Consider the following 24534-nt stretch of genomic DNA (forward strand, 5'->3'; position numbering starts at 1 on the left):
AGCAGGGCTGCTTTTGGGCTCAGTGGTTGCCTGGCATGGAGCGCGCTTAGTCAGTCACTCTCTCGAATACCAGACATGCGTTGGTGCCGCCAAAGCCGAAGCCATTGGACATCACGCGATCCAGCTTGGCGTCGTCAATGCGTTCACGAACGATATTGCAGCCTTCCGCTTCAGCGTCGAGCTCATCAATGTTGGCAGATGCGCAGACAAAGTTATGGTTGAGCATCAGTAGCGAATAGATCGCTTCCTGCACACCGGTAGCTCCCAGCGAGTGGCCGGTCAGCGATTTGGTGGAGGATATCCAGGGCATATCGTCGCTGAACACCTCACGCAGTGCGCCAAGCTCGCGAATATCGCCGATAGGAGTCGAGGTGCCGTGCGTGTTGATATAGTCAACATGACCGTTCACGGTAGAAAGCGCTTGCTTCATGCAGCGAACCGCCCCTTCACCGGAAGGCGCTACCATGTCATACCCGTCAGAGTTGGCACCATAGCCAACCAGTTCGGCGTAGATCTTCGCGCCACGCGCCTTGGCATGTTCGTACTCTTCCAGCACGATCATGCCGCCGCCGCCTGCAATAACGAAGCCATCACGCTTGGCATCGTAAGGGCGGGAAGCCTTTTCCGGACACTCATTGTACTCGGTGGAGAGCGCACCCATCGCATCGAACAGGCACGACAGTGTCCAGTGCTCTTCCTCACCGCCGCCAGCGAAGACTACATCCTGCTTGCCGAACTGAATCTGCTCCATTGCGGAACCGATGCAGTGAGCGGAGGTGGCGCAGGCGCTGGAGATCGAGTAGTTGATGCCCTTGATACCAAATGGGGTGGCGAGACACGCCGATACGGTACTTCCCATTGTTTTGGTAACGCGATAAGGGCCAACACGACGTAGCCCTTTCTCGCGCAGGACGTCGGCTGCTTCGACCTGATTGGCGGATGAAGCTCCGCCAGAGCCTGCAATCAATCCTGTTCTGGGATTGGAGACCTGTTCCGGTGTCAGGCCGGCATCTTCTACCGCTTGCTTCATTGAAATATAGGCATAGGCCGCTGCATCCCCCATGAATCGCAACTGCTTGCGATCAATGTGTTCTGCAAAGTCGATGTCCACTGCGCCAGCAACATGGCTACGCATGCCCCGTGCGGCGTATTCCTCGCGATAGCGGATTCCCGACCGCCCTTCGCGCAGGGAGTCGAGTACTTGATGCTGGTCATTACCCAGACAAGAAACTATGCCAATACCTGTGACTACTACGCGTCGCATGAGAACTCTCCCAATCAGGCACTCTCAGTGGAGCTGAAAAGACCAACACGCAGGTCGTTTGCCTGGTAAATGGGCTTCCCGTCCACGAGAAGTTCACCGTCGGCAATTCCGAGAATCAGCCGGCGAGTGATCACACGTTTGAGGTGAATATGATACGTGACGGTTTCAGCGCTGGGCATGATCTGATCGGAGAATTTGACTTCTCCACAGCCCAGTGCACGCCCGCGGCCAGGGCTGCCAAGCCAGGCCAGGTGGAACCCGACCAATTGCCACATGGCATCAAGCCCCAGACAGCCGGGCATCACCGGATCGCCGGGGAAGTGGCATTGGAAGAACCAAAGATCAGGCTTGATGTCGAGCTCAGCGATAATTTCGCCCTTGCCGTAATGACCACCGGTTTCAGAGATATGGGTGATACGGTCCAGCATCAGCATGTTGGGGGCTGGTAGCTGGGCATTGCCGGGGCCGAAGAGTTCGCCTTGGCTGCATTTCAGCAGCTCTTCATAGCTGAAGGAATGTTGCTTGGTCACAAAGACACTTTCCGAAGATCTGGGTAAATAGGTGTACGTAATTTCTCTATTTTGCGCCTAATTTCCTCATTTCAAGGGAATGCGCGACATTGGCTCTGCACTCAGGTGCGTCGCCAAAATAAAATTCTACGCAGAGAAATTGCGCCGTTAGCGGCGGCAAGAGGCCTTTTCATCCCCCTCTCGGGAATAGTCGAGAGAGGCAAACAGCTCCGGTGCCAGCAGAAACATTATGCCATAGCTGGCACCGACTGCATAAAAACGATCTTTTATCAGCTTCCCACGGGTGCCTTTGGCGCCTGGCTATCACGCTTGAATGCCTTGGCAAAGGCCGCTAGTGCGCGCTCGCGAGCGGCCCGGTGATCGACAATGGGAAGAGGGTAATCAAGCGCCTTGCGCTGTTCGTTGCCAGGGTTATGACGCGATTTAGCGTCGAGAGTTTCGAAACCATCGAGCCATTGCGTGAGAAATTCCCCTTTTTTGTCAAAACGCTGCGATTGCGTAGTGGAGTTGAAGAGGCGGAAGTAGGACGAGGCATCGGTGCCGGTTGAGGCGCTCCATTGCCAGCCGCCGTTATTGGCACCAAATTCTCCATCAATGAGATGCTCAAGGAAGAACGCTTCGCCCTCGTGCCAATTGATCAGCAGGTGCTTGGTCAGGAACATGCTGACCACCATGCGCAGGCGGTTGTGCATCCAGCCGCTGGCAACCAGTTGCTTCATGGCGGCATCGACAATGGGATAACCAGTGCGCCCGGCCTTCCATGCAGCAAGATCGTCTGCGGCATCGCGCCATTTCATCTTGTTGCCTGCTTCCTTGAAGGGCTGATGGCGGCATACTCGCGGAAAGCCGACCATGATGTGCTGGTAGAACTCTCGCCAGACAAGTTCGTTCACCCAGGCTGTGGTACCTGCGTCGCCGTCGCTGAGATGGCCGTTGTTGTGATGCAAGACAGCGTTCAGGCATTGACGGCTTGAAATGGCACCTACCGCGAGATACGGCGATAGAGTGCTGGTGCCATCGAGGGCCGGGAAGTCACGAGTTTCGCTGTAGCCTTTGATGGGGCCTTGGAGAAAACGTGACAACCTGGACTGCGCTGCTTCACTCCCCGCTGGCCAGAGCTGGGCGGCTTTGCCTGGCGTTAATGTCGGAGGGGGAAGCGTGTCGCTGCTGATACCGCGTGGTTTGACCTGGCGCTCCGGGGGCGGGGAGGGGGCGAGCTGTTCGGCGCTGAGGTAACGATGCCAGGCCCGCGCGAAAGGCGTAAAAACGCTGTAGAACTCGTCCTTGCCGGTAAGCAGGGGGCTGGGAGCGTACTGGATCATATCGGTGTAGCGCGTGACCTTGAGACCGGCCTTCTGGGCGGCCTTGATTACCTGGCTGTCGCGGGTGCGTTCGTTAAGCGCATATTCGTCATTGAAGTGAAGATGCGTAGCGCCGCTCTCCTTCGCTTTGGCGAGCAGCTGGCCGGGTACTTCATCAAAGCTGTCGGCGCTGAGTACCAATACTGGAATGTGCAGTGCTTCCAACTGCTGTTTGGCACTCTGCGCGCAGCGATACCAGAACTCCTGTTTGTTTCCCCCATGACTGTGGCGCGACATCTGTGCATAGCAGGGTGCCAGCAGTGCGACTACCTTGCCCTGTCGAGCCGCCGCCGCAAGCGCTCGATTATCGTCGATGCGTAAATCGTTACGCAGCCACACCAGATGAAGGTCGCTCATGCTCTCCCCCGGACAGCTCCCTGACAAACAAGTGGAAGGGACGGTTGTTCCATCCCGCTATCGTGCGGCCCCGGCCTCGCTGACTACGGTGTGCGAGTGGTGCTGTCGCGCTCCGCCACGATTTCAGCGACTACGTCGATAAAGGCTGGGTGCTGGCCCACCGGCGGTAGCAGTTCCAGCGATAGTTGAGGAAATTTGGCCGTCAGCGCATTGATTTGCGCCGGCACGTCGTGGCGCAAATGGCGACCTGCGGCAAAGAACAGCGGCAGGATGTCAACGCGCTGTTGGCCCGACGCGGTATGAGCGATCTCTTCGACAACTTCTTCAAGGAGCGGCGAGCAGAGTTCCATATAGGCCAGCCTGACATGATCGCCCAAACGCTCGCGCAGTCGTGTCTCCATGGCGGCGAACGGGGCTTGCCATTTGGGATCAGTGGAGCCATGCGCAAGAATAATCAGATATTGCTGCATAAAGGTGTCTCGTTGGAAAGGTGTCTCGTTGGATCGCCGGGCATGCCCATCAGTGGGTTTCATCAGTTTTGCGCGAGAAACCCCGTACTTTTAGTGGGGGGAGGGGGGGGCGCAGCCGTTAGGCTGCCCAGTATCTCGCCTCCTCCATTTTGGCTGTCTATCTTCACATTTAAAAGGTTAATATGTGAGGCATGACGAAACGTGCCTACAAATACCGTTTTTACCCGACGCCTGAGCAAGAGAGTTTGCTTGCCCGGACATTCGGCTGTGTGCGTTTCGTTTACAACGCCGTACTTCGTTACCGAACCGATGCCTTCTACCAACGGCAGGAGAAAATCGGCTACGTCGCGGCTAATTCTGAGCTGTCGCGAATGAAGAAGGCCGTGGATACGGACTTTTTGAACGAGGTGTCCTGTGTGCCCCTTCAGCAGTGCCTTCGCCATCAGCAAACCGCCTTCAAGCACTTCTTTGAGGGGCGCACCAAATACCCTAAATTCAAGAGCAAACGGCATCGTCAGTCGGCAGAGTTCACCCGCTCTGCTTTCAAGTACCGCGACGGCAAGCTGTTTATTGCCAAGAGCAGGACACCACTGGACGTTCGCTGGAGCCGAGAGCTGCCCAGTGAGCCAAGCACTGTCACTGTTTCCAAAGACTCCGCAGGCCGTTACTTTGTCTTGTGCCTGTGCGAGTTCAACGCCGAGAAACTTCCTATCACCCCAAGGATGGTGGGCATTGATCTCGGACTGAAAGACCTGTTCGTCACCAGCGATGGACATCGAATCAGCAATCCCCGCCATACGGCGAAGTACGCGAGTCAACTGACCAGGGCACAACGTCGGCTGAGCAAGAAGAAGTTCGGCTCGAAAAACCGTGCCAAGGCCCGGCAGAAAGTGGCCCGCCTTCACGCTAAAATTTCCGATTGCCGAATGGACAACTTGCACAAGTTGTCTCGCAGATTGATTAACGAGAACCAAGTGATCTGCGTCGAATCCCTCAAGGTGAAGAACCTGCTGCGTAACCGAACTCTAGCCAAATCCATCAGTGATGCAGGTTGGGGAGAGTTCGTGCGACAGCTTGAGTACAAGGCTAGCTGGGCGGATCGACAACTGGTTGCCATTGACCAATGGTACCCGTCCAGCAAACGCTGCTCTGGGTGTGGGCATGTGATGGACGCCATGCCACTTGCGGTACGCGATTGGACATGCCCTGAGTGCTTGGAAAACCATGACCGCGACGTTAACGCGGCGGTCAACATTAAAGCCGCCGGGCTGGCGGTGTTAGCCCTTGGAGAGAACGTAAGTGGCATGGAGCTCGTCTCTGTGTCTAATTCTCGGTGAATTGGGAATCCCCTTCCTTTCCGTCGTCAGGCGGCAGCGAATGCTGAGGGAGGGGAGCAGTCAAAGTGCTGACAGCATGAACGCTTTGCAATGCGTACTCAGGAGGCTGGGAAGGCGTTGAAGGGCGAGGTGATTGGTATGGAAAAACGGCCAAGCGCAAGGCTCAGCCGTTTGGGGTGCGGGCGAGACGAATATCAGGTGCTAGTCGTCAACGCCGACAGTGACGATCATCCTGACCGCATCGAAACGCAAGCGGGTGTTGGCGATAGCGTCGCTGAGCGTGTCACGTTCCTGCTGTAGCGCCTCGATTTCGTCATCATGCACAGCCGGATTACGCTGCTTGAGCGCGTTAAGGCGTGCAATTTCAGGATCAATACCGGCGGCAAGCTGCTGCTGGGCGCTCTCAATCAGTGCGGGAAGTTCTTCCGCTGCCTTTTCTTCTGCCTGCTTGAAGAGCTGGCGCAGTTGCGGAATGCACTGCTTGATAAGCTCGCGCGCGGTGGCCTTTTTGACGTTTTTCAGGTTGTTGGCAAGCCCGCCGAACGACACCTTATCGCTTAAATCGGCCCCTTGATCGTCGAGCAGTAGACGAACCGTGGTGGGCGGAAGGAAGCGACCTGGCTGATAACGCTTGGGTGCCGGCGTATGGGTCACAAAGACCATCTCTGCCATTAGGCGCCCACCGGGAATGGCGGGGTGCTTGAGCAAAGCCGCGGCGGTATTGCCCATGCTGGAATCAATGGTGCGTTCAAGCATCTCGCGCACCAGCGGGTGCTCCCAGCTCAGCCGCTCGATATCATCCCTCTCAAGGGCACGCTTGCGCAGGTGAGTGGCGCTGAAGCCCTCGTCCCCCTTGGCTAGCCCAGGCAGTCCGTCAATCATGTGCGGCCCTGCCAACAGATGCTGAATGCCGTTGCCCAGATCCTGACTATCTACCCCGAAGATATCGAAGGCTTGCTCAAGATAGCGCGTGAATTTTTTATCCTGATCAAGCTCCTCAATGCCTTCGCGCAGGATTTCCAGTGACTCACTGCTGCGCTGATGCTGCGCCAGCAAACGATACCGGCCCGCCGCACGCTCGGAGATACGCTGTTCAAGCAAGGTGGCGCTGTCATTGATTAATTGCTCCAGCGCGTCGGTATCGAGCCAGGCGTGATCAAGCTCATCGGCAAAATGCTCGAATAGCTCGCCGCCCAGACCGTTGGGAGAACCGAAGGCACGCAGCCCTTCGTGATACCAGCGCACCAATGCGTGGTCCGGCGCCTCTTCAAAGCAGAGCGCGTAAATATCAATCGGGTGAGTCTGACCGATGCGGTCCAGGCGTCCGATACGCTGCTCCAGCAGTTCGGGGTTGGGCGGCATGTCAAACAGCACCAAATGATGGCAGAACTGGAAGTTGCGGCCTTCCGAGCCAATTTCAGAACACACCAGAATGGGGCTGCCACCTTCGCGGTCAGCGAAGTCAGCGGCAGCGCGGTCACGCTCAACCAGAGAAGTGTGCTCATCGAAGACCGGCACCTGATGACCGTTGAGTATCTGGATGGCAGTTGCCAGCTCGCGTGCCGTGTCATTGGCGTGACAGATCACCAGCGCTTTTTCACCGGGATGCTCCTTGATCCACTGGCGCAGCCACTCTACTCGTGGATCAACCTTCCACCACGGGTCAGACTCATCATTTGCCAGCGCCGCATAGGTCATCTCGGGATAGATCAGCAGCTCAGGATAGGGAAGATGATGCTCGACCAGCAGTGTATCGAGATAGTCTTCATCGCGCTGAAGGCGTTTGAGCGTGCGCGCATAGCCTGGCGGCGGAGTCATCGTTTCCAGATGCAACCTGCGCTCAGGGAAGCCCGGAATATCGCGGCGGCTGTTGTGGAACATCACGCGGCCAATGCCATAACGATCGACCAGCAGTTGGCGCAGACGCTGTAGCGCATCAGCCTGCTGCTGCCCCGTGGCGCTACTGAGGAGATCGAGCTGCGCCTGGGCATCAACATCGTCGCTGATCAGGGCGTCCAGTTTCTCACGCGTGGCTGACGCGAGAGGCTCGCCCGCGCGCACTGCTGATTCAATCTCATCCAGCACATCGGCCAGGGCAGCAAAGCCTTGCTCTTCTTCCTTGAAGGCTTCCAGCGAGTGGTAGCGTTCAGGATCAAGTAGCTGTAGCCGCTCGAAATGGCGCTCGATACCCATCTGTTCAGGGGTGGCCGTCAGCAGCAGCAGTCCGCAGTTGCCTTCGGCCAGATGCTGCACACAGTGATAGCCGCTCTCTTCACGCTGTGCATCCAGATGGTGCGCTTCATCAACGATCAGCAAATCCCACTGTGCGATACGGGCTTCGAGCTGGCGGCGAGGGTTGGCAAACAGCCACTGCTGGCTGGCGATAATCCACTGACTGGCTTCAAACGGATTGGTGCTGCTTGAGAGCGCTTCACTCTGGTGCTCATCGAGCAGCGTGAAGGGCAGCCCGAAGCGACGGCGCAGCTCGATCAGCCACTGATGGCTCAGGCTGTCAGGCACCAGAATCAGTACGCGGGAGATGCGCTCGGTCAGCAGCAAACGGTGCAGAATCAGGCCCGCTTCGATGGTTTTTCCCAGCCCGACTTCATCCGCCAGCATCACGCGCGGACGATGGCGCGCGCTCACGTCGTGGGCGATATGCAGCTGGTGATCCACCAGATCGACGCGCGGGCCTGAAAAGCCATAGGCCGCAGCGCGCTCAATACGCTGGATGTGCTGACGCGAGCGGTAGCGCAGATTGAACCAGTCATTACGGTCGATCTGGCCGGTAAGAATGCGTTCGCGCGCCTGATGAAACTGCATGCGATCATTAAGCCGCGCTTCCGGCAGCTCGATAATATCGCTGTCGGGATGGCCGTCGTCGCTGGAGGCGGGAACACAGTGATAGCTGAGCCGCCCCTCTTCTTCGTGCACTTCGCGCACTCGCAGCGTTTGTCCATCATCGGATTCGATGATATCGCCTGCGCTGAAGGTTACTCGCGTGAGAGGAGCATCGCGCAAGCTGTAGGTTCGTGTTTCCTCGCTCGCGGAGAAAAGCACCATCACGGTACGGAAATCGGTTTTTAAAATGGTGCCCAGGCCCAGGTCGGATTCACCGTCACTGATCCAGCGTTGGCCAGGAATAAAATCGCTCATAGAGATTGCGGTTCGAGTCATTGAAGAGGAGAAGGCGGTCATGTTCTGTCGCTACCGGTAGCCCTTATTGGCTGCCAGTGATGAACAGGGGCGCATATGGTAGCCGTTCTATGGCACGTCATCATCCTTAAAAATGTCGCGGTGCTTGTCAACCAGCCTGCGTAATCCTGTGCAGCCCAGCTTTTCCGTGCTGGCAGCCACGATCTGGCCGTTACGATCAAGCAGAACAATAAGCGGAAGGTGCCTTATCCCCAGAGCGTTGCCCAGCTGTTGGTGACGATCGCGCAGTTGCGTTACGAGTGGCGTGGAAGAAGCTGATTCGGAGGAGGTGGTAGCCTTCACGGCAGAGAGTAGCGCCAGAAGCTGATCCCCCTGATTGATGGCAATCAGTACCAGCGGAGCGAGGGAGTGACGGCATTGCTGGAGCAGCGCTAGCTGCTGCGTGCTGGCTTTATTACTGCTTTGCCATAGCAGCAGTAAGCGAGGTGAAGCTGACGGAGCTGTCAGAGGGGCGGGGTGCCCGGCCAGCGTCTCAAAAGGCACGGCGGGAAGTGTGGTGGGTAGCGTTGTTGCTAGCGGATCGAGCGTTTTGCAGAACAGCCAGATAGCGATAGAGCAGGCGACCCAAAGCAGGTAACGACGCGCCTTCATTACCATCATGATGACGACCACCGCGCCCAGTGCCCCGTAAGATATAACGCTGGATGCGGCTACTGGGAGCCAGTCTGAGGTAAACGCGCATAACAGCGTTCCAATCAGCTTTATACGTGCAGAAGCAGGCGTGATGAATGCCAGCGGAAGCAGTGCCTGCGCTGTGTAGATGCCACTGAGGGGCAGTGCCAGAAGCCCCCAGCAGAAGGTGTTAGCCATTCTGTTTCGACCATGATTCGCCAATGAAGTCTGGCTTATCGGCAGCGAACCGGCATACTTCCCCTTAAGCAACTATTTTTGCAGCAGGGAAATCAAGGGAACAGCAGTGAAGAACAACCCCCTCTCGGAAGCCGCCTGGGCCCACCAGCAGGCTGAGCAACATCATGATCAGTCAGGTATGCAGTTGTTGAGACACGGGCTTGAGGCATATGCACGGCGCATACTGTTGGCCGAGCGCGCAGAGCAAAGTCTCGACATACAAATCTATCTCTTCGAGGATGGTCACAGCACACGCCGCATATTGCTGGCGATGATCGCTGCGGCCGAGCGCGGTGTAAAAGTGCGGCTGCTGCTCGACGATCTGAGTGTAGGGAATCAGCAGGGACGTTTCGCGCAGCTGGATTCACACCCGAATATTGAAGTGCGTCTGTTCAATCCGGTGCGCTGGGGAAGACGTTTCACCGTGACGCGCCTGCTGAGTATGGCGCTTAATGTGCGGCGCCTGCATCGCCGGATGCACAATAAACTGTGGATTGTCGATGGCGCCAACGCTATCTGGGGAGGGCGCAACCTCAGCGATGTCTATTTCTCGGCAGAAACAGAGAACACCTTTATTGACCTTGATGTACTGGGGGTTGGCGGTGACGTAGTACGCTCTCTGGTGACCAGTTTCGACACCTACTGGCAGCACCCTTTGGTGGTGCCGTTGAAGGCATTTATTACGGCTGAGCCACACGACTGGCGCCACCTTCAGCAGGAGCTTGAAGCGCATTGTGCGAAGCCCTCCACCATAGGACAGCGTTTCGATGAAGGTGTGGAGGAGTTGCGCAACGATAGTCGGGAAGAGCTACTGGAACGGCTTACCTGGGCGTCGGGGCGAGTGCTCTATGACTCTCCGGAGGCGGCTGCGGTAGAGGGGCGACCGCCTGAAAAGCTGCGCATGAGCACTCCGTTCGCACGGGAGCTTGAAACAGTCGAACATAGCCTGGTGATGACGGCAGGCTATTTCATTCCCGAGGATACTGATCGGCTTGATGTTCAGGCGTTATTGGCGCGCGGCGTGAAGCTTACCGTAATTACCAACGCCCTGGAGTCCACCGATGTGCCGCTGGTGCATGGGGGCTATGGCCCCTGGCGTGCTCCGCTGCTGGCCCAGGGGGTAAGGCTCTACGAGATTCGCCACCGCACACGTATTCGCTCGCCTTTGGCTGCGCGGCTGCGCTCGCGAACGCGGCTTAAACTGTCGCGTCCCAACTCTTATGCTTTGCACGCCAAAACCTATGCCCTGGATGATGATCGCCTGATGGTCGGCTCATTCAATTTTGATCCGCGCTCGGTGTGGTGGAATTGCGAACTTGGTGTGGTTATCGACAGTGAAGTGCTCAATAAGGAATTACGCGAAATCAATGCAGTGAGCATGCTGCCTGAGTTCAGCTATCGCTTGAAACTGGTCAACGGCAAGCTGCGCTGGAGTTCTATCTCGCATACCGGCAAGTTTCGCCATTACTATTGGGAAAGGGGCAACCTGTGGCGCTGTTTCCAGGCATTGGTTGGGCGTATTCCGCTGATAAAGAGAGTGCTGTAGACCGCTTCACTTTGGTCGCCAAAGCGAGAGGGGCGGCAATGTTCTGGCTGCCGTAGGGCGAGGGCGACTGAGGGGCAGGGGAGTTTTCAGGCAGATGAAGGGGGCAGGCAGGCTGCGCTCGCCAAATAACGAACGCAGCCCAACCTAACCCAATCGCAACGCTACTCGAACACGAGAGTGCGTTTGCCGTCCAGCAGAACGCGATGCTCAAGCTGTAGTCTGACGGCGCGGGCCAGCACGCGGCACTCGGTGTCGCGACCAATCGCGGCCATGGTGTCTGCTGTCATGGCATGGTCTACACGCTGTACATCCTGCTCAATGATCGGGCCTTCATCGAGGTCAGCCGTCACATAGTGAGCCGTGGCACCGATCAGTTTCACCCCGCGCTGATAAGCCTGATGGTAGGGGCGGGCGCCCTTGAAGCTGGGCAAGAATGAGTGGTGAATATTGATCACCTTGCCTGACAGTTTTGCAGAAAGGTCGTCGGACAAAATCTGCATATAACGCGCAAGAATCACAAGATCGACCTGCTGCTCATCAATCAGCTCCAGCAGCTTGCGTTCCTGCTCTTCCTTGGTGTCGGGCGTGACCGGCAGATAGTGAAAGGGAACGCCTTCCTGCTCGGCGCGCACCCGGAAGGTTTCGTGATTCGAGACAATCGCGGCAAGCTCCATCGGCAGCAGTCCAGTGCTGTGACGATAGAGCAGGTCATTCAGGCAATGTCCTTGCTTCGATACCATGATGAGTACCCGCGGTTTGACGGCGGTATCGTGAAGTGACCACTTCATCTCATACTCGTCGGCGACCGCAGCGAACCCTTCGTGGAAGCGTGTATACCCCACCTCATCTGCCACTTCGCAGCAGATTCGCATGAAGAAACGCCCGCTTTCGCTGTCGGTGTATTGCCCGCTTTCGGTAATGTTGCCGCCCTGTGCGGCAATTGCGCTTCCTACTGCGGCTACAATGCCGATACGATCATGGCAGGAAAGCGTCAGAATCAGGGTGGTCATGTCGCGCCATTCTCCGTTAACCAACTTAATAATGGCGCGCAGTATACCCTCTTTGCCCGCAATTTCACTGTCGCAGCAGCGGCAGAGGGACTGCTCCGGCAGGAAAATTCCCGTATCCCGCTCCGATAAATGCCACGTTCAAGCGCTTCGCGCTACCTTGACGGGAATAGATTTCGCCGCCGGTGTGCCGCTGGTTCTATCGTGATAATCGAGGGGCAGAAGCGGGTTCAGCTCGGGGTAATAGCCCGCAATCGAACCGCGCGGTATCGCGTATTCAAGCACGGTCAGTTCAGTGATTTCACGATGCACGTTATCCTGGCTGATCGTCTTCAAACCGATTTTTTCGCCCGGCGTCAGGCCGCGCTCCTTGATGTCATCAATATTCATGAAAACCACCATGCGGTCGTTATATACGCCGCGGTAGCGATCATTGTTGCTGTAGATGGTGGTATTGAACTGATCGTGGGAACGAATGGTCGAGAGCCTCAGCATGTCGGCGTCATCTACAGGATCGTTCACCTCAAGCCCCGGTAACACAAGGAAGTTGGCCTTGCCATTGGGCGTTTTCCACACACGTTCACGCGGGCCGTTATAGAGATGGAAGCCGTGCGGGTGTTTGATCTTCTCGTTGAAGTCGCTGTAAATCGCTGGATATACCTCGGCGATCTTGTCACGAATCAAATCGTAGTCGTCGATGTAATCGGCCCACGGGATGGTGCTGTCAGGAAGAGCGGCCATGGCCATACGGCAGACGATCTCGGTTTCGGGCTTCAGCGAATCACTGGCAGGTGCCAGTACGCCCTTGGAGGACGTGACATTGGACATGGCGTCTTCAATGGTGACGAACTGTTCGCCCTTCGCGGTGAAAATCTGCTCGGAACGTGATACCACCGGAAGAATCAGCGCATCCTTGCCGTGTATCAAATGGCCGCGATTGAGCTTGGTGGAGATATTCACGGTGAGATCCAGCGACGCCATCGCCTTGTAAGAAGCCGCGGTGTCAGGAATTGCGCGGACAAAGTTGCCGCCCATGCCAATGAAAACACGCGCCTCGCCCTTCATCATCGCGGCCACTGACTCAACGGTATGATGGCCGTGCTCGCGCGGTGGTTCGAAATCGAACGCCTTGGCAAGATTGTCGAGGTATTCCTTGGTGGGCTTCTCGTCGATACCGACCGTACGGTCTCCCTGCACGTTGGAGTGGCCGCGAATCGGAGCGATGCCAGCCCCCGGCTTTCCATAGTTGCCCTTGAGCAGCAGCAGGTTGCTGACCTGTTGCAGCAGCTTCGAGCCTCTCTGGTGCTGCGTAAGCCCCATGCCGTAGCAGATCATGGTGGCATTGGAGCGAATGTAGACATTGGCAATGCGTTCGATCTGCTCGCGGCTGATGCCAGAGTGCTGCTCGATATCCTCCCATTCCAGCGGCTCAATGTCGGCGCGCAGCGCGTCGATGCCGTCGGTGTGGGTATTAACAAAATCCCAGTCGATAATGCCGCCTTCCTTGGCATCGCGCTCGAATATGATCTTCATCATGCCTTTCAGAATGGCGAGATCACCGCCAATCCTGACGTGTACGAATTCGCTGGAAATTTTCGTGGAGCCGAAGGTCGCCATCTGAATGATGTCCTGCGGCTCGGCGAACTTCATCAGCGCACGTTCAGGCATCGGATTGATGGTAATAATCGGTACGCCGCGTTTACTGGCTTCTACCAGATTGGTCATCATGCGCGGCGAGTTGGTGCCGGTATTCTGGCCGATTACAAACAGCGCTTCGGCATGCTCGAAATCCTCAAGCACGACAGTGCCCTTACCTATGCCAATCGAGGCGGGAAGCCCGCGGCTGGTCGGTTCATGGCACATGTTGGAGCAGTCGGGAAAATTGTTGGTGCCAAACTGCCGAATCATGACCGCATAGAGGAAGGCGGCTTCGTTGGGGGTGCGGCCCGAGGTGTAGAACTCCGCCTGATGGGGCGAATCCAGCTCGCGCAGATGCTTGCCAATCAATTCGAATGCGTCGTCCCAACTGATGGGCACATAGTGATCGGTCGCTGCATCGTAGCGCATTGGTTCAGTCAGGCGGCCCTGCTTTTCGAGCCAGAAGTCTGACTGCTTCATCAGTTCGGTGACGCTGTGCTGTTCGAAAAACTCACGCGTAATGCGAAATTGAGTGGCCTCATGAGCGAGTGCCTTGGCGCCGTTTTCACAGAATTCCAGCGTTTTCGTGCAGTCTGGGTCGGGAAAGGCGCAGCTCGGGCACTTGAATCCGCCCGGCTTGTTCATCGACAGCAGCGCCTTCGACCCTTTGGTAATCACGCTTTCCTGCATCAGTACCTTGGCGGTAGCGGCGGCGGCTCCCCATCCGCCGGCGGCGTGCTTATAAGGCTTGTAGCTGGGTTTCTGCGCCATGCTGGGTCTCCTTGCCGATCTCCATCACATCACGATGGTGCGCTACACAGCGATGCCGCTGCGTTTTGTGAGCAAGAAAAGAACGATGCCCTGTGCGCAGTGATGATGGGGAAGCGTGAGTATCTGCCGAATAAAATAGCAATGATGGGCAACCTGCTGCCCTCCGAGTGTTTTCTACTCTAAAGCATCTCGCGATATTCCGCGATGCAGGCGCACAACGAGGCATTTTATGGCTGCTTGTCGGGGCCAGAAGGGGAAGAAAGAGGCTTGCTTCGACAGCGTTTAACCAAAATTCTGACGGAGTGTCGAACGGCAGACATGAAAAAGCCGGCATCGAAATGCCGGCTCAGAGTAGCAGAGGAGTGGATCAGTCGATGCGTGGATGCTGCTCGACAAGCTCCTGGCGCTGGGAGGCCAGAGCGTCCATCTGCTCGTCGATATCGTCGATCTGGCTTTCGATATCGTCGATCTGGCTTTCGATATCGTCGTGATGTTCAGCGAGCACTTCTCTCGCTTCTTCTTTATTCAGCGCTGCTGGCGCAGATCCCATCAGCGGCTTACGTGCGCTTTCAGCCGTGATCAGAATCACCACCATACCGATAATCGCCGTGAGCATCGTGTAGTAGGCGGGCAGCATGTCATTGCCGAAGGTCTCGACCAGCCAGGTAGAGAGCAATGGTGTCGTTCCGCCGAACAGCGATCCGGAGACACTCAGCGTAACGGCGATGGCACCATAGCGGATAGCGGCCGGGAACAGCGCTGGCATGGTGGCTGCCATGGAGGAGGTGAAGCAGGTCTGGAAAGCCCCCATAATCATCAGGCCAGCGAAGATGATGAGCAGGCTATCGGAGTGCATCATCGTGAAGGCAGGGATGGCAAAGATAAAGAAGCCCAGGCAGCCGGTAAAAATAACCGGACGGCGGCCAAAACGGTCGGTTGCCATGCCCATGAACGGCTGGATGACCAGCATGATTGCCATGACCGCAATCAGCAGCCACAAGCCGTGGCTTGCAGAGTGGCCGACTACTGAAGAGAGGTAGGTAGGCATATAGGCCAGCACCATGTAGTTGGTTGCCATGTATACCAACCCCAGCCCTGTGCTGAGCAGCAGAGGACGCCAGTGGCCGGATACCATGGTGGTCAGCCCCTGATTGGAGGATTCCTGCTCTTCTTCTTTATCGTTCTCAAGCTGCTCGAATGCGGGAGTTTCATCCAGACGCATACGCACATAGAGACCGATCAGGCCGAGCGGCCCCGCCATGAAGAAGGGAATACGCCAGCCCCAGCTATACAGATCAGCTTCGCTGAGTAACTGCTGTACCAGCGTAGCGATCAGTGCCGCAGCGATGTAGCCGACGAAGGTACCGAACTCAAGCCAACTGGTCAGGAAGCCGCGCATACGGTCAGGCGCGTGTTCCGACAGGAAGGTCATTGCACCACCGTATTCACCGCCAGTCGAGAAGCCTTGTAGCAGGCGGAGGCACAGCAGCAGTATGGGCGCCCAGACACCGATGGTGTCATAGCTGGGTATCAGGCCGATACAGAACGAACTGGCTGACATCAGTATCATGGTGAAGGTCAGTACATTTTTGCGCCCGAGCTTGTCACCCAGCGGGCCTAGTACCAGAGCACCAATAGGGCGTGCCAGGAAGGCGGCGGTAAAGGCACCGAATGAGGCCATCATCTGGACGCCGGGGCTGCTGCCTGGGAAGAACACAACACCGATGATAGAGGCGAGATAGGCGTAAACACCCATATCGAACCATTCCATCCCGTTACCCATCGCGGTGCCTAGGGCGGTGCGTTTCAGTGTTGATTTTTTGACCAGTGTTACGTCACTAAGAGTGAGGGCGCGTCTCTTGCGTTTCTTTTTACTGCCGGGGGTATCTGTGGTCGTTGCTGCCATGATTTATCCTCGGTTGAATTTTTGTTCAATGTTCTTTGGCAACGGTACGTCTGAGCACACGACGCCGCACCATAAGGACTATTAATGCTAAGAGAAGCGACCATTATACCCTAGGTTTATAAATAGCCAGTGGACGCCGCTCTATAGATAGCATGAATAGTGGGCTACTCGAGATTTGACAAGGTATTGTTTCTTTCTTTTTGGTGAGCGATGAAAAACGGGTTGCTGACCGGCTGTGTGGGAGTGCTATCGGCAACTTGTATTAGATGATTAGGGGTACTCATGAAGCGGCCTGCGCCCTCCCGCCCCAGGAGAAAAAGAGCGCCTGTCACGGTGCTTTGCGAACATTTCCTTCCTCCTCGTAGGTGCTGTTCCTGCCGGAAAGGGGAGCGTCGCAGTTTTGTCAGGAAGGTTAAGCTCACGCCTCGGCGCGTTATTGATATTTGTCGTGCGCTTTAGCGCGTGTGGCTTCCGAGTGCAGGTTACCAGCAGAAATATTGCCGAGAAGTGTGTTGGGTATTTTGCCGCCAAACAGGACGTTTTTAATATTTCTATAAGGAATTGTCGGCTAGCAGGTTTTGACGGTGCGATAACTATCCTGCGCTGGATGATAATGCCGAGTGAGACCGAATAAAGCACAAGCAGGATGCGGCCGCGCAGCAATAATGAGCCAGCGCTATGTATATTCGGAAGTAGTGTGTGAAGCGTTGAAGTCACTAACCTGCACGTTTTGGTCACGTTGCAGAGACACACACAAAAACCGCCAGCAGCGATGGTCGCTAACTGGCGGTTTTTTAAAGCAATTTTTTGGTCGGAGTGACAGGATTCGAACCTACGACCTCTGCCTCCCGAAGGCAGCGCTCTACCAAGCTGAGCTACACTCCGATCTCCGCGTTGGCACACAAGGTGCTGCGGAAGTGGGGCGCATTATAAGTCTTCACGGTAGTTTTGCAAGCCCCTGCTGTTGCTGTGGCCTTAGGCGGTACGTTCGACGGCCTGGTCTGCCAGTAGCGTTAATGCGTCGCGAAATTCGCTTGGCGGCAGCAGTTCAAGGCAGGAATGAGCACGGTCGCGCATCTCCAGGGCCTTGTCGCGGGTGTATTCCAGCGCACCGGTGCGGTTGATGATCTCCTGTACCCGCTCCAAATGTTCCAGCCCACCTTCCTGTTCAATCACCTGGCGAATCAACGTGGCATCTTCCTGATTACCCACTTTCATTGCCTGAATCAGAGGCAGGGTAGGTTTGCCTTCGGCGAGGTCGTCGCCCACATTTTTGCCCATGGTCGAGGCATCGCCCTGATAGTCGAGCAAGTCATCGACAAGCTGGAAGGCGAGGCCCAGATAGCGACCATAGAGCTGAAGCGCTTCGATCTGCTCAGCGCTGCCGCCCGCGAGCAGGGCACCAGTATGCGAAGCGGCCTCGAACAGCATTGCTGTCTTGCCCTGAATGGTGCGGAAGTAGTCGTCTTCATTGATGTCGGCATTGCCAATATTGGTCAACTGAAGTACTTCACCCTCGGCAATCGTGGCGGTGGCCGCCGACAGCACTCGCATGATCTCCATCGAGCCTACATCGACCATCATCTGGAACGAACGCGAGTAGAGAAAGTCACCTACCAGTACCGACGGCGCATTGCCCCATTCATCGTTGGCGGTTGCCATGCCACGTCGCATATGGGATTCATCCACCACGTCATCGTGCAATAGCGTGGAGGTGTGCATGAATTCAATCAGAGCCGCCAATAGCTGGTGCTTGTCGCCCTGGTAATCCAGCGCTCGCGCGGCCAGAAGCACCAGTAACGGACGCACGCGCTTGCCGCCGCTTTCAACAATGTAGTGGCCGATGGTTTCGACCAGCGGAACATCAGAGGCGAGGCGTTCAGTGATGGTGCGGTTTACCGCAGCAAAGTCTTCCGCTACAGGAGCATGGGTCTTGGAGGCGCTGAGTGACATGTTAGGCGAGTCTTTGTTGAATACAGGCAGTCGTTGCGCCAAGCGCGCAGTCAGCGATGGCGAGCGTATGGGTAAAGTGAAAGCGCCGGGCCGGGCCGACATGCCACCCCAGCGTGTGGGGCAGCCATGCTGATAATGCCACTGGTGCGCAGGAACTTAAAGCTGACGGCGCTAATGGCGCGATTTATCGGTGGTAGAGAATGGGGAATATAGCGCTGCGTCATCTCCTTCCCTAAAGTAGTGCGTCTTCTGCAAGCCTTGTCTATGTGGCTTTCTTGCCCCTGGAAGAGAGACGTAATGCAGTGAAATCAACCACTTGGTTAGAGAGCGCAGACAAAGCCGTTTGCAGGATTGTGTTTCTTCGGCAGTGTCGTTAAAATAGTGCGCCCTAAAACTCGTCGTGCTCCCTGTTAGATGGTGCCAAGAGGGGTGCCACTCGACGCAGGTTACCCAAGCAGCGAATCAAGATGAGTCCTCTGGAGAATCCCATGACATATGCAGTAATCAAAAGCGGTGGCAAGCAGTACCGCGTAGAAGAAGGCCAGAGCATCAAGCTTGAGAAGCTTGAAGTTGCGACTGGTGACAGCATTGATTTCGATCAGGTGCTGCTAGTTGGCGGCGATGAAGTCAAAATCGGCGCGCCGCTGGTAGAAGGTGCCAAGGTAACTGCTGAGGTGGTTTCCCATGGCCGCGGCAAGAAAGTGAACATCATCAAGTTCCGTCGCCGCAAGCATCACATGAAGCGTCAGGGCCACCGTCAGTGGTTTACTGAAGTGAAAATTACCGGAATTACCGCGTAAGCGCGTTTTCCCCAGCTACGAGGATTTAGCAATGGCTCATAAAAAGGCAGCCGGTAGTTCGCGTAACGGTCGCGATTCCCAGTCCAAACGCCTCGGCGTCAAACTCTTCGGTGGCCAGGCAGCTATCGCGGGTAACATCATCGTTCGTCAGCGCGGCACCAAGTTCCACGCTGGTACTGGCGTAGGTGTTGGCAAGGATTACACCCTTTTCGCGCTGACCGACGGTCACGTGAAATTTGAAACCAAAGGCCCGAAACAGCGTAAATTCGTAAGCGTTGTTCCTGCCTAAGGCATTCTTCGCGTGAAGTAACAGTGCGCGAGCAAGAGTCGTGTTATGCGACTTGCCTTAAAAAGCCCCGCCCTTGTTGCGGGGCTTTTTTGTCTGTTTGCATTCATTGTCGAGCAGGCCAGAATTTATTGATGGCAGCACATGCTGCCATATTGCTTATCAACGGCAGTAGATACGGTATCTGGATCGCAGCGCCTTTAGGCATGCGGTAATCGCTGGGAAGTGTCTCGTCGTTTACAGGATTAGCCCTATTGGTGGGGCAGGAGAAATCATGCAATTTGTCGATGAGGCGGCGATTACCGTCGAAGCAGGCAAGGGTGGCAACGGCTGCTTGAGCTTCCGTCGTGAAAAGTTTATCCCTAAGGGCGGGCCTGATGGCGGCGATGGCGGTCACGGTGGCAGCGTCTATCTGGTAGGGGATGAAGCGCTGAATACGTTGGTGGACTTCAAGTTCCAGCGTTTCTACAAGGCGGAAAATGGTCGCCCGGGGCAAGGCAGCCAAATGAGCGGTCGCAAGGGCGAGGATCTCTACGTCAAGGTGCCCGTGGGGACCACGGTGATTGATGTTGAAACGCTGGAGGTTATCGGCGACGTTACCGAACATGAGCAGCAGCTCAAGGTGGCGCAGGGCGGCTATCGTGGTCTCGGCAATATTCATTTCAAATCCTCCACCAATCGTGCCCCGCGCCGTACCACGCCTGGTACTGAAGGCGAGCGCCGCGAGCTGCGTCTGGAGATGAAGGTGATGGCCGATGTGGGGCTGCTTGGCATGCCCAATGCCGGCAAATCGACGCTGATTCGTTCGGTATCCGCAGCACGTCCCAAGGTGGCCGATTACCCCTTCACTACTCTGGTGCCCAATCTGGGGGTAGTCAAAATCGGCTCCCATGAGCATTTTGTGATTGCCGATGTGCCGGGCTTGATCGAAGGTGCTTCGGAAGGTGCCGGGCTTGGCCTGCGTTTCCTCAAGCATCTGTCGCGTACCTGTCTGCTCTTTCATGTAGTCGATGTCGCGCCAATTGATGAAAGCGACCCCGTGGCAGCCGTGACGACCATCAGTGAAGAGCTGGCAGGATTCTCCCCTGCGCTGGCGTCGCTGCCGCGCTGGCTGGTGATTAACAAGCTCGATCTGCTGCCCAGGGAAGAACAGGAAGAGCGTGTTGCCGATATTGTGCAGCGTCTTGGCTGGGAAGGGCCGGTCTATCGCATCTCTGCCGCGAGTGGCGACGGTACCGATGCTCTGGTGCAGGCGGCCCATCGCTGGATCGTTGAGCAGCGCGAAGAAGTTGCTGAAAACGAAGAAGCCGCCGAACGTGAGCGTGAGCGTATCGAAGCGTTGGAGCAGGAAGCCGTGGCACGTACCGAAGAGCGACTGGCTGGGCGTCGGCGCAAAAAGAAAGAGGATGATGATGACTGGAACGACGATGATTACGATGTAGACGTCGAATACGCTCCCTGATCGTCTGATTTTCAGGTTATCCACAACGGGGTGGCGCTGGGTGAGAGGCACAATGCGTGCTGACGCCGGGCGCTGCCCCGTTCTCTTATCCACACCCGGTTGGCGATAGAGAAGAAGAATGACTGACGCAGTGACCGTTGCCGAAAATCAGGGTTGGTGTCATTGTAATGTTTTGTCGAATAGTCGGCTGTGGGTGATACCGATCCGCTCGGCGGGGCGTTTGTCGAGTGTTGCAGGCTGGTATTGGTCACGGGATGTGTCACGTCATAAGAGGTAAATAACGGATGGCTCGTCAGGTACTTGAGCGCGCCGATCTTGCGAATGTGAAGTGCGTTGTCGTCAAGATTGGGAGTGCGTTACTCACCAACGATGGTCGCGGTCTGAATCGCGAGGGGATTGCGCAGTGGGTAGAGCAGTTAGTGGAGCTGCGGCGTCGTGGCATTCTCCCCGTGGTCGTTTCGTCGGGCGCTGTTGCGGAAGGCATGACACGGTTGGGATGGCGGGAACGTCCCACGGAACTCGATCACTTGCAGGCGGCAGCAGCGGTAGGGCAGTCAGGGCTGGTGCAGTGCTGGGAAGATCATTTCGCCAGCCACGGCGTGCTAAGCGCCCAGATTCTTCTGACCCATGATGATTTGGCGGACCGTCGGCGCTATCTGAATGCCCAGGCGAGATTAAAAACCCTGATTGGGCTGGGTGTGGTGCCCGTTATCAATGAGAACGACACCGTTGCCAATGATGAGATCAACTTTGGGGATAACGACACCTTGGGCGCGCTGGTCACCAATCTGGTCGAAGCCGAAGTGCTGGTGCTGCTGACTGACCAGGAAGGGCTTTTTGACGATAATCCTCGGGAAAATCCTGATGCGAAGCTGATTCCTGAAGCTGACGCCGGTGATAGAACACTGGATGCGATGGCCGGAGATGGTGGTGCGCTGGGGCGTGGTGGCATGGCCACCAAGGTCAAGGCTTCTCGCGTAGCCGCGCGCTCAGGGGCTGTCACAGTGATCGCCAGTGGCCGCCAGCCCAACGTAGTGCTGCGCGTTATTGATGGCGAAATGCTGGGCACCTTGCTGAAGCCGGAAGGTGGCGGCGTGACCGCACGCAAGCGCTGGCTGCTGGGGCAGGTCAAGGTGCGTGGCACGCTGGTGCTGGACGATGGTGCCGTGGCGCGTCTGCGTGATGAAGGGTCGAGTCTGCTGCCGGTAGGCGTCAAGCAGGTGGCCGGCGACTTCAATCGTGGCGATATCGTGCTATGTGTGAACGGGCAGGGTGACGCGGTAGCGAAAGGAATCACCAACTATGGGTCGCAGGACACCAAGCGTATTCTTGGCATGCCTAGCCGCGCTATCGAACCTATTCTGGGCTTCTGTCACTCTCCCGATCTGATCCATCGCGACAATCTGGTCATGGTATGACGACTCAGCAACCTCTCTTTTAGCGTATGCTGCTGCCAACTATTACTCCTTGTGTTGGCATTGTTGGTCATCGCTGATAGAATGCTGCATCCTCTCAGACATGGCCCGTGCGATTGCAGGTGCGTTGTCGCGTGTTTCAGGTGCTTGCGGTGGTTTTTACCGCGGCGCGACTGTTAACCCGACCGCCTGAAGTCGCTGCTCATCCCGGGCGCACCCCCTCTTATGGCGAGAGCGGTCAGCGTCGGGTGGCATTGAACATACATTTATCTTTTTACTGTCGATATTCCGAGGGAGTAGACGGTGGCGAATTCCAAGCAAGCCCGCAAGCGCGCACGTCAGAACGAAAAACGTCGTGTACTGAAATCCAGTCAGCGCTCCATGGTACGTACCTACGTAAAACGCGTTCTTAAAGCAATCAAAAGCGGTGATCACGCAGCAGCGACCGCCGAGTTCAAACAGGCTCAGCCGGTTATCGACCGCATCGCTGACAAGGACGTTATCGCCAAGAAAAAGGCTGCTCGTATCAAGAGCCGTCTTAACGCGCGAATTAAAAGCCTGGCTGCCTAAGCCGGTCAGGTGCTGTACTAAAAACCGGCTTCGGCCGGTTTTTTTATGGCTGTAAGGAACGCAAGGCAAGGCAGTACATCGTGCATATTTCATGCAATTAATTGATGTCACGTAAAAAGTCTGTACCCGCTTGCCGCGTGAAGGCAGTCTGCACGCTGCTTATCGCCATTCATGGTGTGTTCCAAACGCTGTTAGCGCCTGGATGTAGTGACATAAGCGTAACGTTCTGTCTTGATGAATAGCCAATAAAGGAGCCGCGGGTGGCAGGGTTGCTTAAATCCGGCGCAGTGGTCGGTGCCATGACAATGGTCTCGCGCGTACTGGGGCTGGTGCGCGATATGATGACCAGTGCCCTGCTAGGGGCAACTGGCAGCGCCGATGCTTATGTCATTGCCTTCAGAATTCCCAATCTGTTGCGCAGGTTGTTTGCGGAAGGGGCCTTTAGCCAGGCTTTTGTTCCGGTGCTGTCTGAATACGCCACCACCAGGGATCATGACGAGGTAAAACGGCTGCTCAATTCGGCGGCGGGCGCACTGGCGCTGATTCTTGCCGCCATTACAGTGGTTGCAGTGCTGGCTTCGCCATTACTGGTATGGGTGTTCGCTCCAGGGTTCGCGGAAGTGCCGGGCAAAATGGAACTGACGGCGCAGATGTTGCGCATCATGTTCCCCTATCTGCTGCTGATATCGCTGACGGCCTTTTGCGGAGCCGTGCTCAATACCTGGGATCGCTTCGCGGTGCCGGCACTGACGCCGGTCTTTCTCAATCTCACCATGATCGCTTCGATGCTGTGGCTGGCACCGCATTTGTCGATACCCGCAATGGCGCTGGCGTGGGGGGTGTTGGCCGCCGGTGTTATTCAGCTAGGCTTTCAAATGCCGTTTCTGTGGCGTTTAAAACTGCTGCCCAAGCCTTGGCCCGACTTCAGGCACCCTGGCGTTAAACGTATTCTCAAGCTGATGGGGCCGGCCATCTTTGGCGTGTCAGTGTCGCAAATCAACCTGACGCTCAACTCGATTCTGGCCTCCTTCCTGACAACGGGAAGTGCAACCTGGCTTTTCTACTCGGATCGGCTGGTCGATTTGCCGACCGGTATCGTGGGCGTGGCGATCGGCACGGTGATTCTACCCGCGCTGTCGCGCGAGAAGGCGGCCAATGATCCGCTGCACTTTTCGCGTATGATCGACTGGGGGCTGCGCACCATACTGCTTCTCAGCCTTCCCGCTGCCATTGCGATCTTCATTCTTGCCGAACCGATGCTGGTGACGCTGTTTCATTATGGCAAGATGACGGATCACGATATTGTCATGACTGCGCAGAGCTTGCGGGGTCTGTGCTTTGGCATGATTGGCTATATGCTGATCAAGGTGCTGGCTCCCGGCTTCTATGCACGCCAGGACACCAAAACACCGGTGCGCATTGGTATTGTCGCGGTGATCGCCAATATAGTGTTTAACCTCATCCTGGTCGGGCCGCTGGCGCACGTCGGGTTGGCATTGGCAACTGCGCTGGCGTCGTTTGTTAACGCAGGGTTGCTGGGCCGAGGGTTGTGGCGTGCCGGTGTGCTGAAGTTCCATAAGGGGTGGTGGCGTTACGGGATGCAGGTAGGTTCTGCCTGCCTGCTGATGGCCGCTGCACTGTTATGGTGGGTGCCGCCCTGGCAGCAGTGGGTGGCATGGGGCGCAGCGCAGCGTGCAGAGGGCATGGCGCTTACAGTGGTAGGCGCGATGGCTATCTACTTTGGGTGGTTGGCGGTGACCGGCATGCGTCTATCCCAGTTCAGAATGCGAGGCTGA

Annotated in this window: 18 protein-coding genes and 1 tRNA gene; 8 read left to right on the forward strand and 11 right to left on the reverse strand. The window is 56.5% G+C overall.

Annotated elements, in window-relative coordinates; genetic code table 11:
* Positions 1-46: 46 nt before the first annotated feature.
* The 4 genes from fabB to L881_RS0109230 all read right to left on the reverse strand — a co-directional run bounded on the left by fabB (position 47) and on the right by L881_RS0109230 (position 3982).
* Positions 47-1264 (reverse strand): beta-ketoacyl-ACP synthase I, encoded by a 1218-nt coding sequence (fabB, locus tag L881_RS0109215; RefSeq protein ID WP_025733413.1) that lies wholly within the window; start codon positions 1262-1264, stop codon positions 47-49.
* A 14-nt stretch (positions 1265-1278) separates the two neighbouring features.
* On the reverse strand, positions 1279-1794 hold the full coding sequence (gene fabA, locus L881_RS0109220; protein ID WP_025733414.1) for a 3-hydroxyacyl-[acyl-carrier-protein] dehydratase FabA: 516 nt from the start codon (positions 1792-1794) through the stop codon (positions 1279-1281).
* 269 nt (positions 1795-2063) lie between these two features.
* Entirely contained in the window at positions 2064-3512 is a 1449-nt protein-coding gene (locus L881_RS0109225; protein WP_025733415.1) for a cryptochrome/photolyase family protein, read from the reverse strand.
* A gap of 83 nt (positions 3513-3595) precedes the next feature.
* Entirely contained in the window at positions 3596-3982 is a 387-nt protein-coding gene (locus tag L881_RS0109230; protein ID WP_025733416.1) for a sirohydrochlorin chelatase, read from the reverse strand.
* Between the two features lie 191 nt (positions 3983-4173).
* Here L881_RS0109230 and L881_RS0109235 point away from each other — a divergent pair, with 191 nt between their 5' ends.
* Positions 4174-5319, forward strand: coding sequence for an RNA-guided endonuclease InsQ/TnpB family protein (locus tag L881_RS0109235; protein WP_025733417.1), 1146 nt, complete (start codon positions 4174-4176; stop codon positions 5317-5319).
* Between the two features lie 201 nt (positions 5320-5520).
* Here the strand turns inward: L881_RS0109235 and rapA are convergent, their stop codons facing one another.
* Both rapA and L881_RS0109245 read right to left on the reverse strand, forming a co-directional pair.
* Positions 5521-8475, reverse strand: a complete 2955-nt coding sequence (gene rapA, locus L881_RS0109240) for an RNA polymerase-associated protein RapA (RefSeq protein ID WP_025733418.1) — start codon at positions 8473-8475, stop codon at positions 5521-5523.
* Positions 8476-8583: 108 nt separating this feature from the next.
* Positions 8584-9345: a TlpA family protein disulfide reductase gene (locus L881_RS0109245; protein ID WP_025733419.1), complete on the reverse strand. Its 762-nt coding sequence runs from the start codon at positions 9343-9345 to the stop codon at positions 8584-8586.
* 106 nt (positions 9346-9451) lie between these two features.
* Here L881_RS0109245 and L881_RS0109250 point away from each other — a divergent pair, with 106 nt between their 5' ends.
* Complete coding sequence (locus L881_RS0109250) at positions 9452-10930, forward strand: phospholipase D family protein (RefSeq protein ID WP_025733420.1); 1479 nt, start codon at positions 9452-9454, stop codon at positions 10928-10930.
* 161 nt (positions 10931-11091) lie between these two features.
* Here the strand turns inward: L881_RS0109250 and purU are convergent, their stop codons facing one another.
* The 5 genes from purU to ispB form a co-directional block, all read right to left on the reverse strand.
* Positions 11092-11940, reverse strand: a complete 849-nt coding sequence (purU, locus tag L881_RS0109255; RefSeq protein WP_025733421.1) for a formyltetrahydrofolate deformylase — start codon at positions 11938-11940, stop codon at positions 11092-11094.
* A gap of 138 nt (positions 11941-12078) precedes the next feature.
* Entirely contained in the window at positions 12079-14346 is a 2268-nt protein-coding gene (locus L881_RS0109260; protein ID WP_025733422.1) for an FdhF/YdeP family oxidoreductase, read from the reverse strand.
* A 367-nt stretch (positions 14347-14713) separates the two neighbouring features.
* Positions 14714-16252, reverse strand: a complete 1539-nt coding sequence (proP, locus tag L881_RS0109265; RefSeq protein ID WP_025733423.1) for a glycine betaine/L-proline transporter ProP — start codon at positions 16250-16252, stop codon at positions 14714-14716.
* Between the two features lie 808 nt (positions 16253-17060).
* Positions 17061-17137 (reverse strand) — tRNA-Pro (locus L881_RS0109270).
* A 90-nt stretch (positions 17138-17227) separates the two neighbouring features.
* Positions 17228-18205, reverse strand: a complete 978-nt coding sequence (gene ispB, locus L881_RS0109275) for an octaprenyl diphosphate synthase (protein WP_084055467.1) — start codon at positions 18203-18205, stop codon at positions 17228-17230.
* Between the two features lie 488 nt (positions 18206-18693).
* Between ispB and rplU the strand changes: the two genes are divergently transcribed.
* From rplU to murJ, 6 genes are all read left to right on the forward strand, one after another.
* A complete protein-coding gene (gene rplU / locus L881_RS0109280; RefSeq protein WP_025733425.1) occupies positions 18694-19005 on the forward strand; it encodes a 50S ribosomal protein L21 in 312 nt (103 codons plus the stop codon).
* 31 nt (positions 19006-19036) lie between these two features.
* On the forward strand, positions 19037-19294 hold the full coding sequence (gene rpmA / locus L881_RS0109285; RefSeq protein WP_025733426.1) for a 50S ribosomal protein L27: 258 nt from the start codon (positions 19037-19039) through the stop codon (positions 19292-19294).
* 271 nt (positions 19295-19565) lie between these two features.
* Positions 19566-20753, forward strand: a complete 1188-nt coding sequence (cgtA, locus tag L881_RS0109290; RefSeq protein ID WP_025733427.1) for an Obg family GTPase CgtA — start codon at positions 19566-19568, stop codon at positions 20751-20753.
* 284 nt (positions 20754-21037) lie between these two features.
* A complete protein-coding gene (proB, locus tag L881_RS0109295; protein ID WP_025733428.1) occupies positions 21038-22171 on the forward strand; it encodes a glutamate 5-kinase in 1134 nt (377 codons plus the stop codon).
* Between the two features lie 300 nt (positions 22172-22471).
* Entirely contained in the window at positions 22472-22738 is a 267-nt protein-coding gene (gene rpsT, locus L881_RS0109300) for a 30S ribosomal protein S20 (RefSeq protein WP_025733429.1), read from the forward strand.
* 260 nt (positions 22739-22998) lie between these two features.
* Positions 22999-24534 carry a murein biosynthesis integral membrane protein MurJ gene (gene murJ / locus L881_RS13140; protein WP_281172181.1) on the forward strand — a complete coding sequence of 512 codons (1536 nt, stop codon included), beginning with the start codon at positions 22999-23001 and terminating at the stop codon, positions 24532-24534.

The organism is Carnimonas nigrificans ATCC BAA-78 (assembly GCF_000526695.1).
Classification (GTDB): Bacteria; Pseudomonadota; Gammaproteobacteria; order Pseudomonadales; family Halomonadaceae; genus Carnimonas; species Carnimonas nigrificans.

What these genes read in the sequence shown, in the direction of transcription:
- fabB (WP_025733413.1), bottom strand. Translation starts at nt 1,264, where the DNA reads ATGCGACGCGTAGTAGTCACAGGTATTGGCATAGTTTCTTGTCTGGGT.
- L881_RS0109225 (WP_025733415.1), bottom strand. Translation starts at nt 3,512, where the DNA reads ATGAGCGACCTTCATCTGGTGTGGCTGCGTAACGATTTACGCATCGAC.
- L881_RS0109230 (WP_025733416.1), bottom strand. Translation starts at nt 3,982, where the DNA reads ATGCAGCAATATCTGATTATTCTTGCGCATGGCTCCACTGATCCCAAA.
- L881_RS0109235 (WP_025733417.1), top strand. Translation starts at nt 4,174, where the DNA reads ATGACGAAACGTGCCTACAAATACCGTTTTTACCCGACGCCTGAGCAA.
- rapA (WP_025733418.1), bottom strand. Translation starts at nt 8,475, where the DNA reads ATGAGCGATTTTATTCCTGGCCAACGCTGGATCAGTGACGGTGAATCC.
- L881_RS0109245 (WP_025733419.1), bottom strand. Translation starts at nt 9,345, where the DNA reads ATGGCTAACACCTTCTGCTGGGGGCTTCTGGCACTGCCCCTCAGTGGC.
- purU (WP_025733421.1), bottom strand. Translation starts at nt 11,940, where the DNA reads ATGACCACCCTGATTCTGACGCTTTCCTGCCATGATCGTATCGGCATT.
- L881_RS0109260 (WP_025733422.1), bottom strand. Translation starts at nt 14,346, where the DNA reads ATGGCGCAGAAACCCAGCTACAAGCCTTATAAGCACGCCGCCGGCGGA.
- proP (WP_025733423.1), bottom strand. Translation starts at nt 16,252, where the DNA reads ATGGCAGCAACGACCACAGATACCCCCGGCAGTAAAAAGAAACGCAAG.
- ispB (WP_084055467.1), bottom strand. Translation starts at nt 18,205, where the DNA reads ATGTCACTCAGCGCCTCCAAGACCCATGCTCCTGTAGCGGAAGACTTT.
- rplU (WP_025733425.1), top strand. Translation starts at nt 18,694, where the DNA reads ATGACATATGCAGTAATCAAAAGCGGTGGCAAGCAGTACCGCGTAGAA.
- rpmA (WP_025733426.1), top strand. Translation starts at nt 19,037, where the DNA reads ATGGCTCATAAAAAGGCAGCCGGTAGTTCGCGTAACGGTCGCGATTCC.
- cgtA (WP_025733427.1), top strand. Translation starts at nt 19,566, where the DNA reads ATGCAATTTGTCGATGAGGCGGCGATTACCGTCGAAGCAGGCAAGGGT.
- proB (WP_025733428.1), top strand. Translation starts at nt 21,038, where the DNA reads ATGGCTCGTCAGGTACTTGAGCGCGCCGATCTTGCGAATGTGAAGTGC.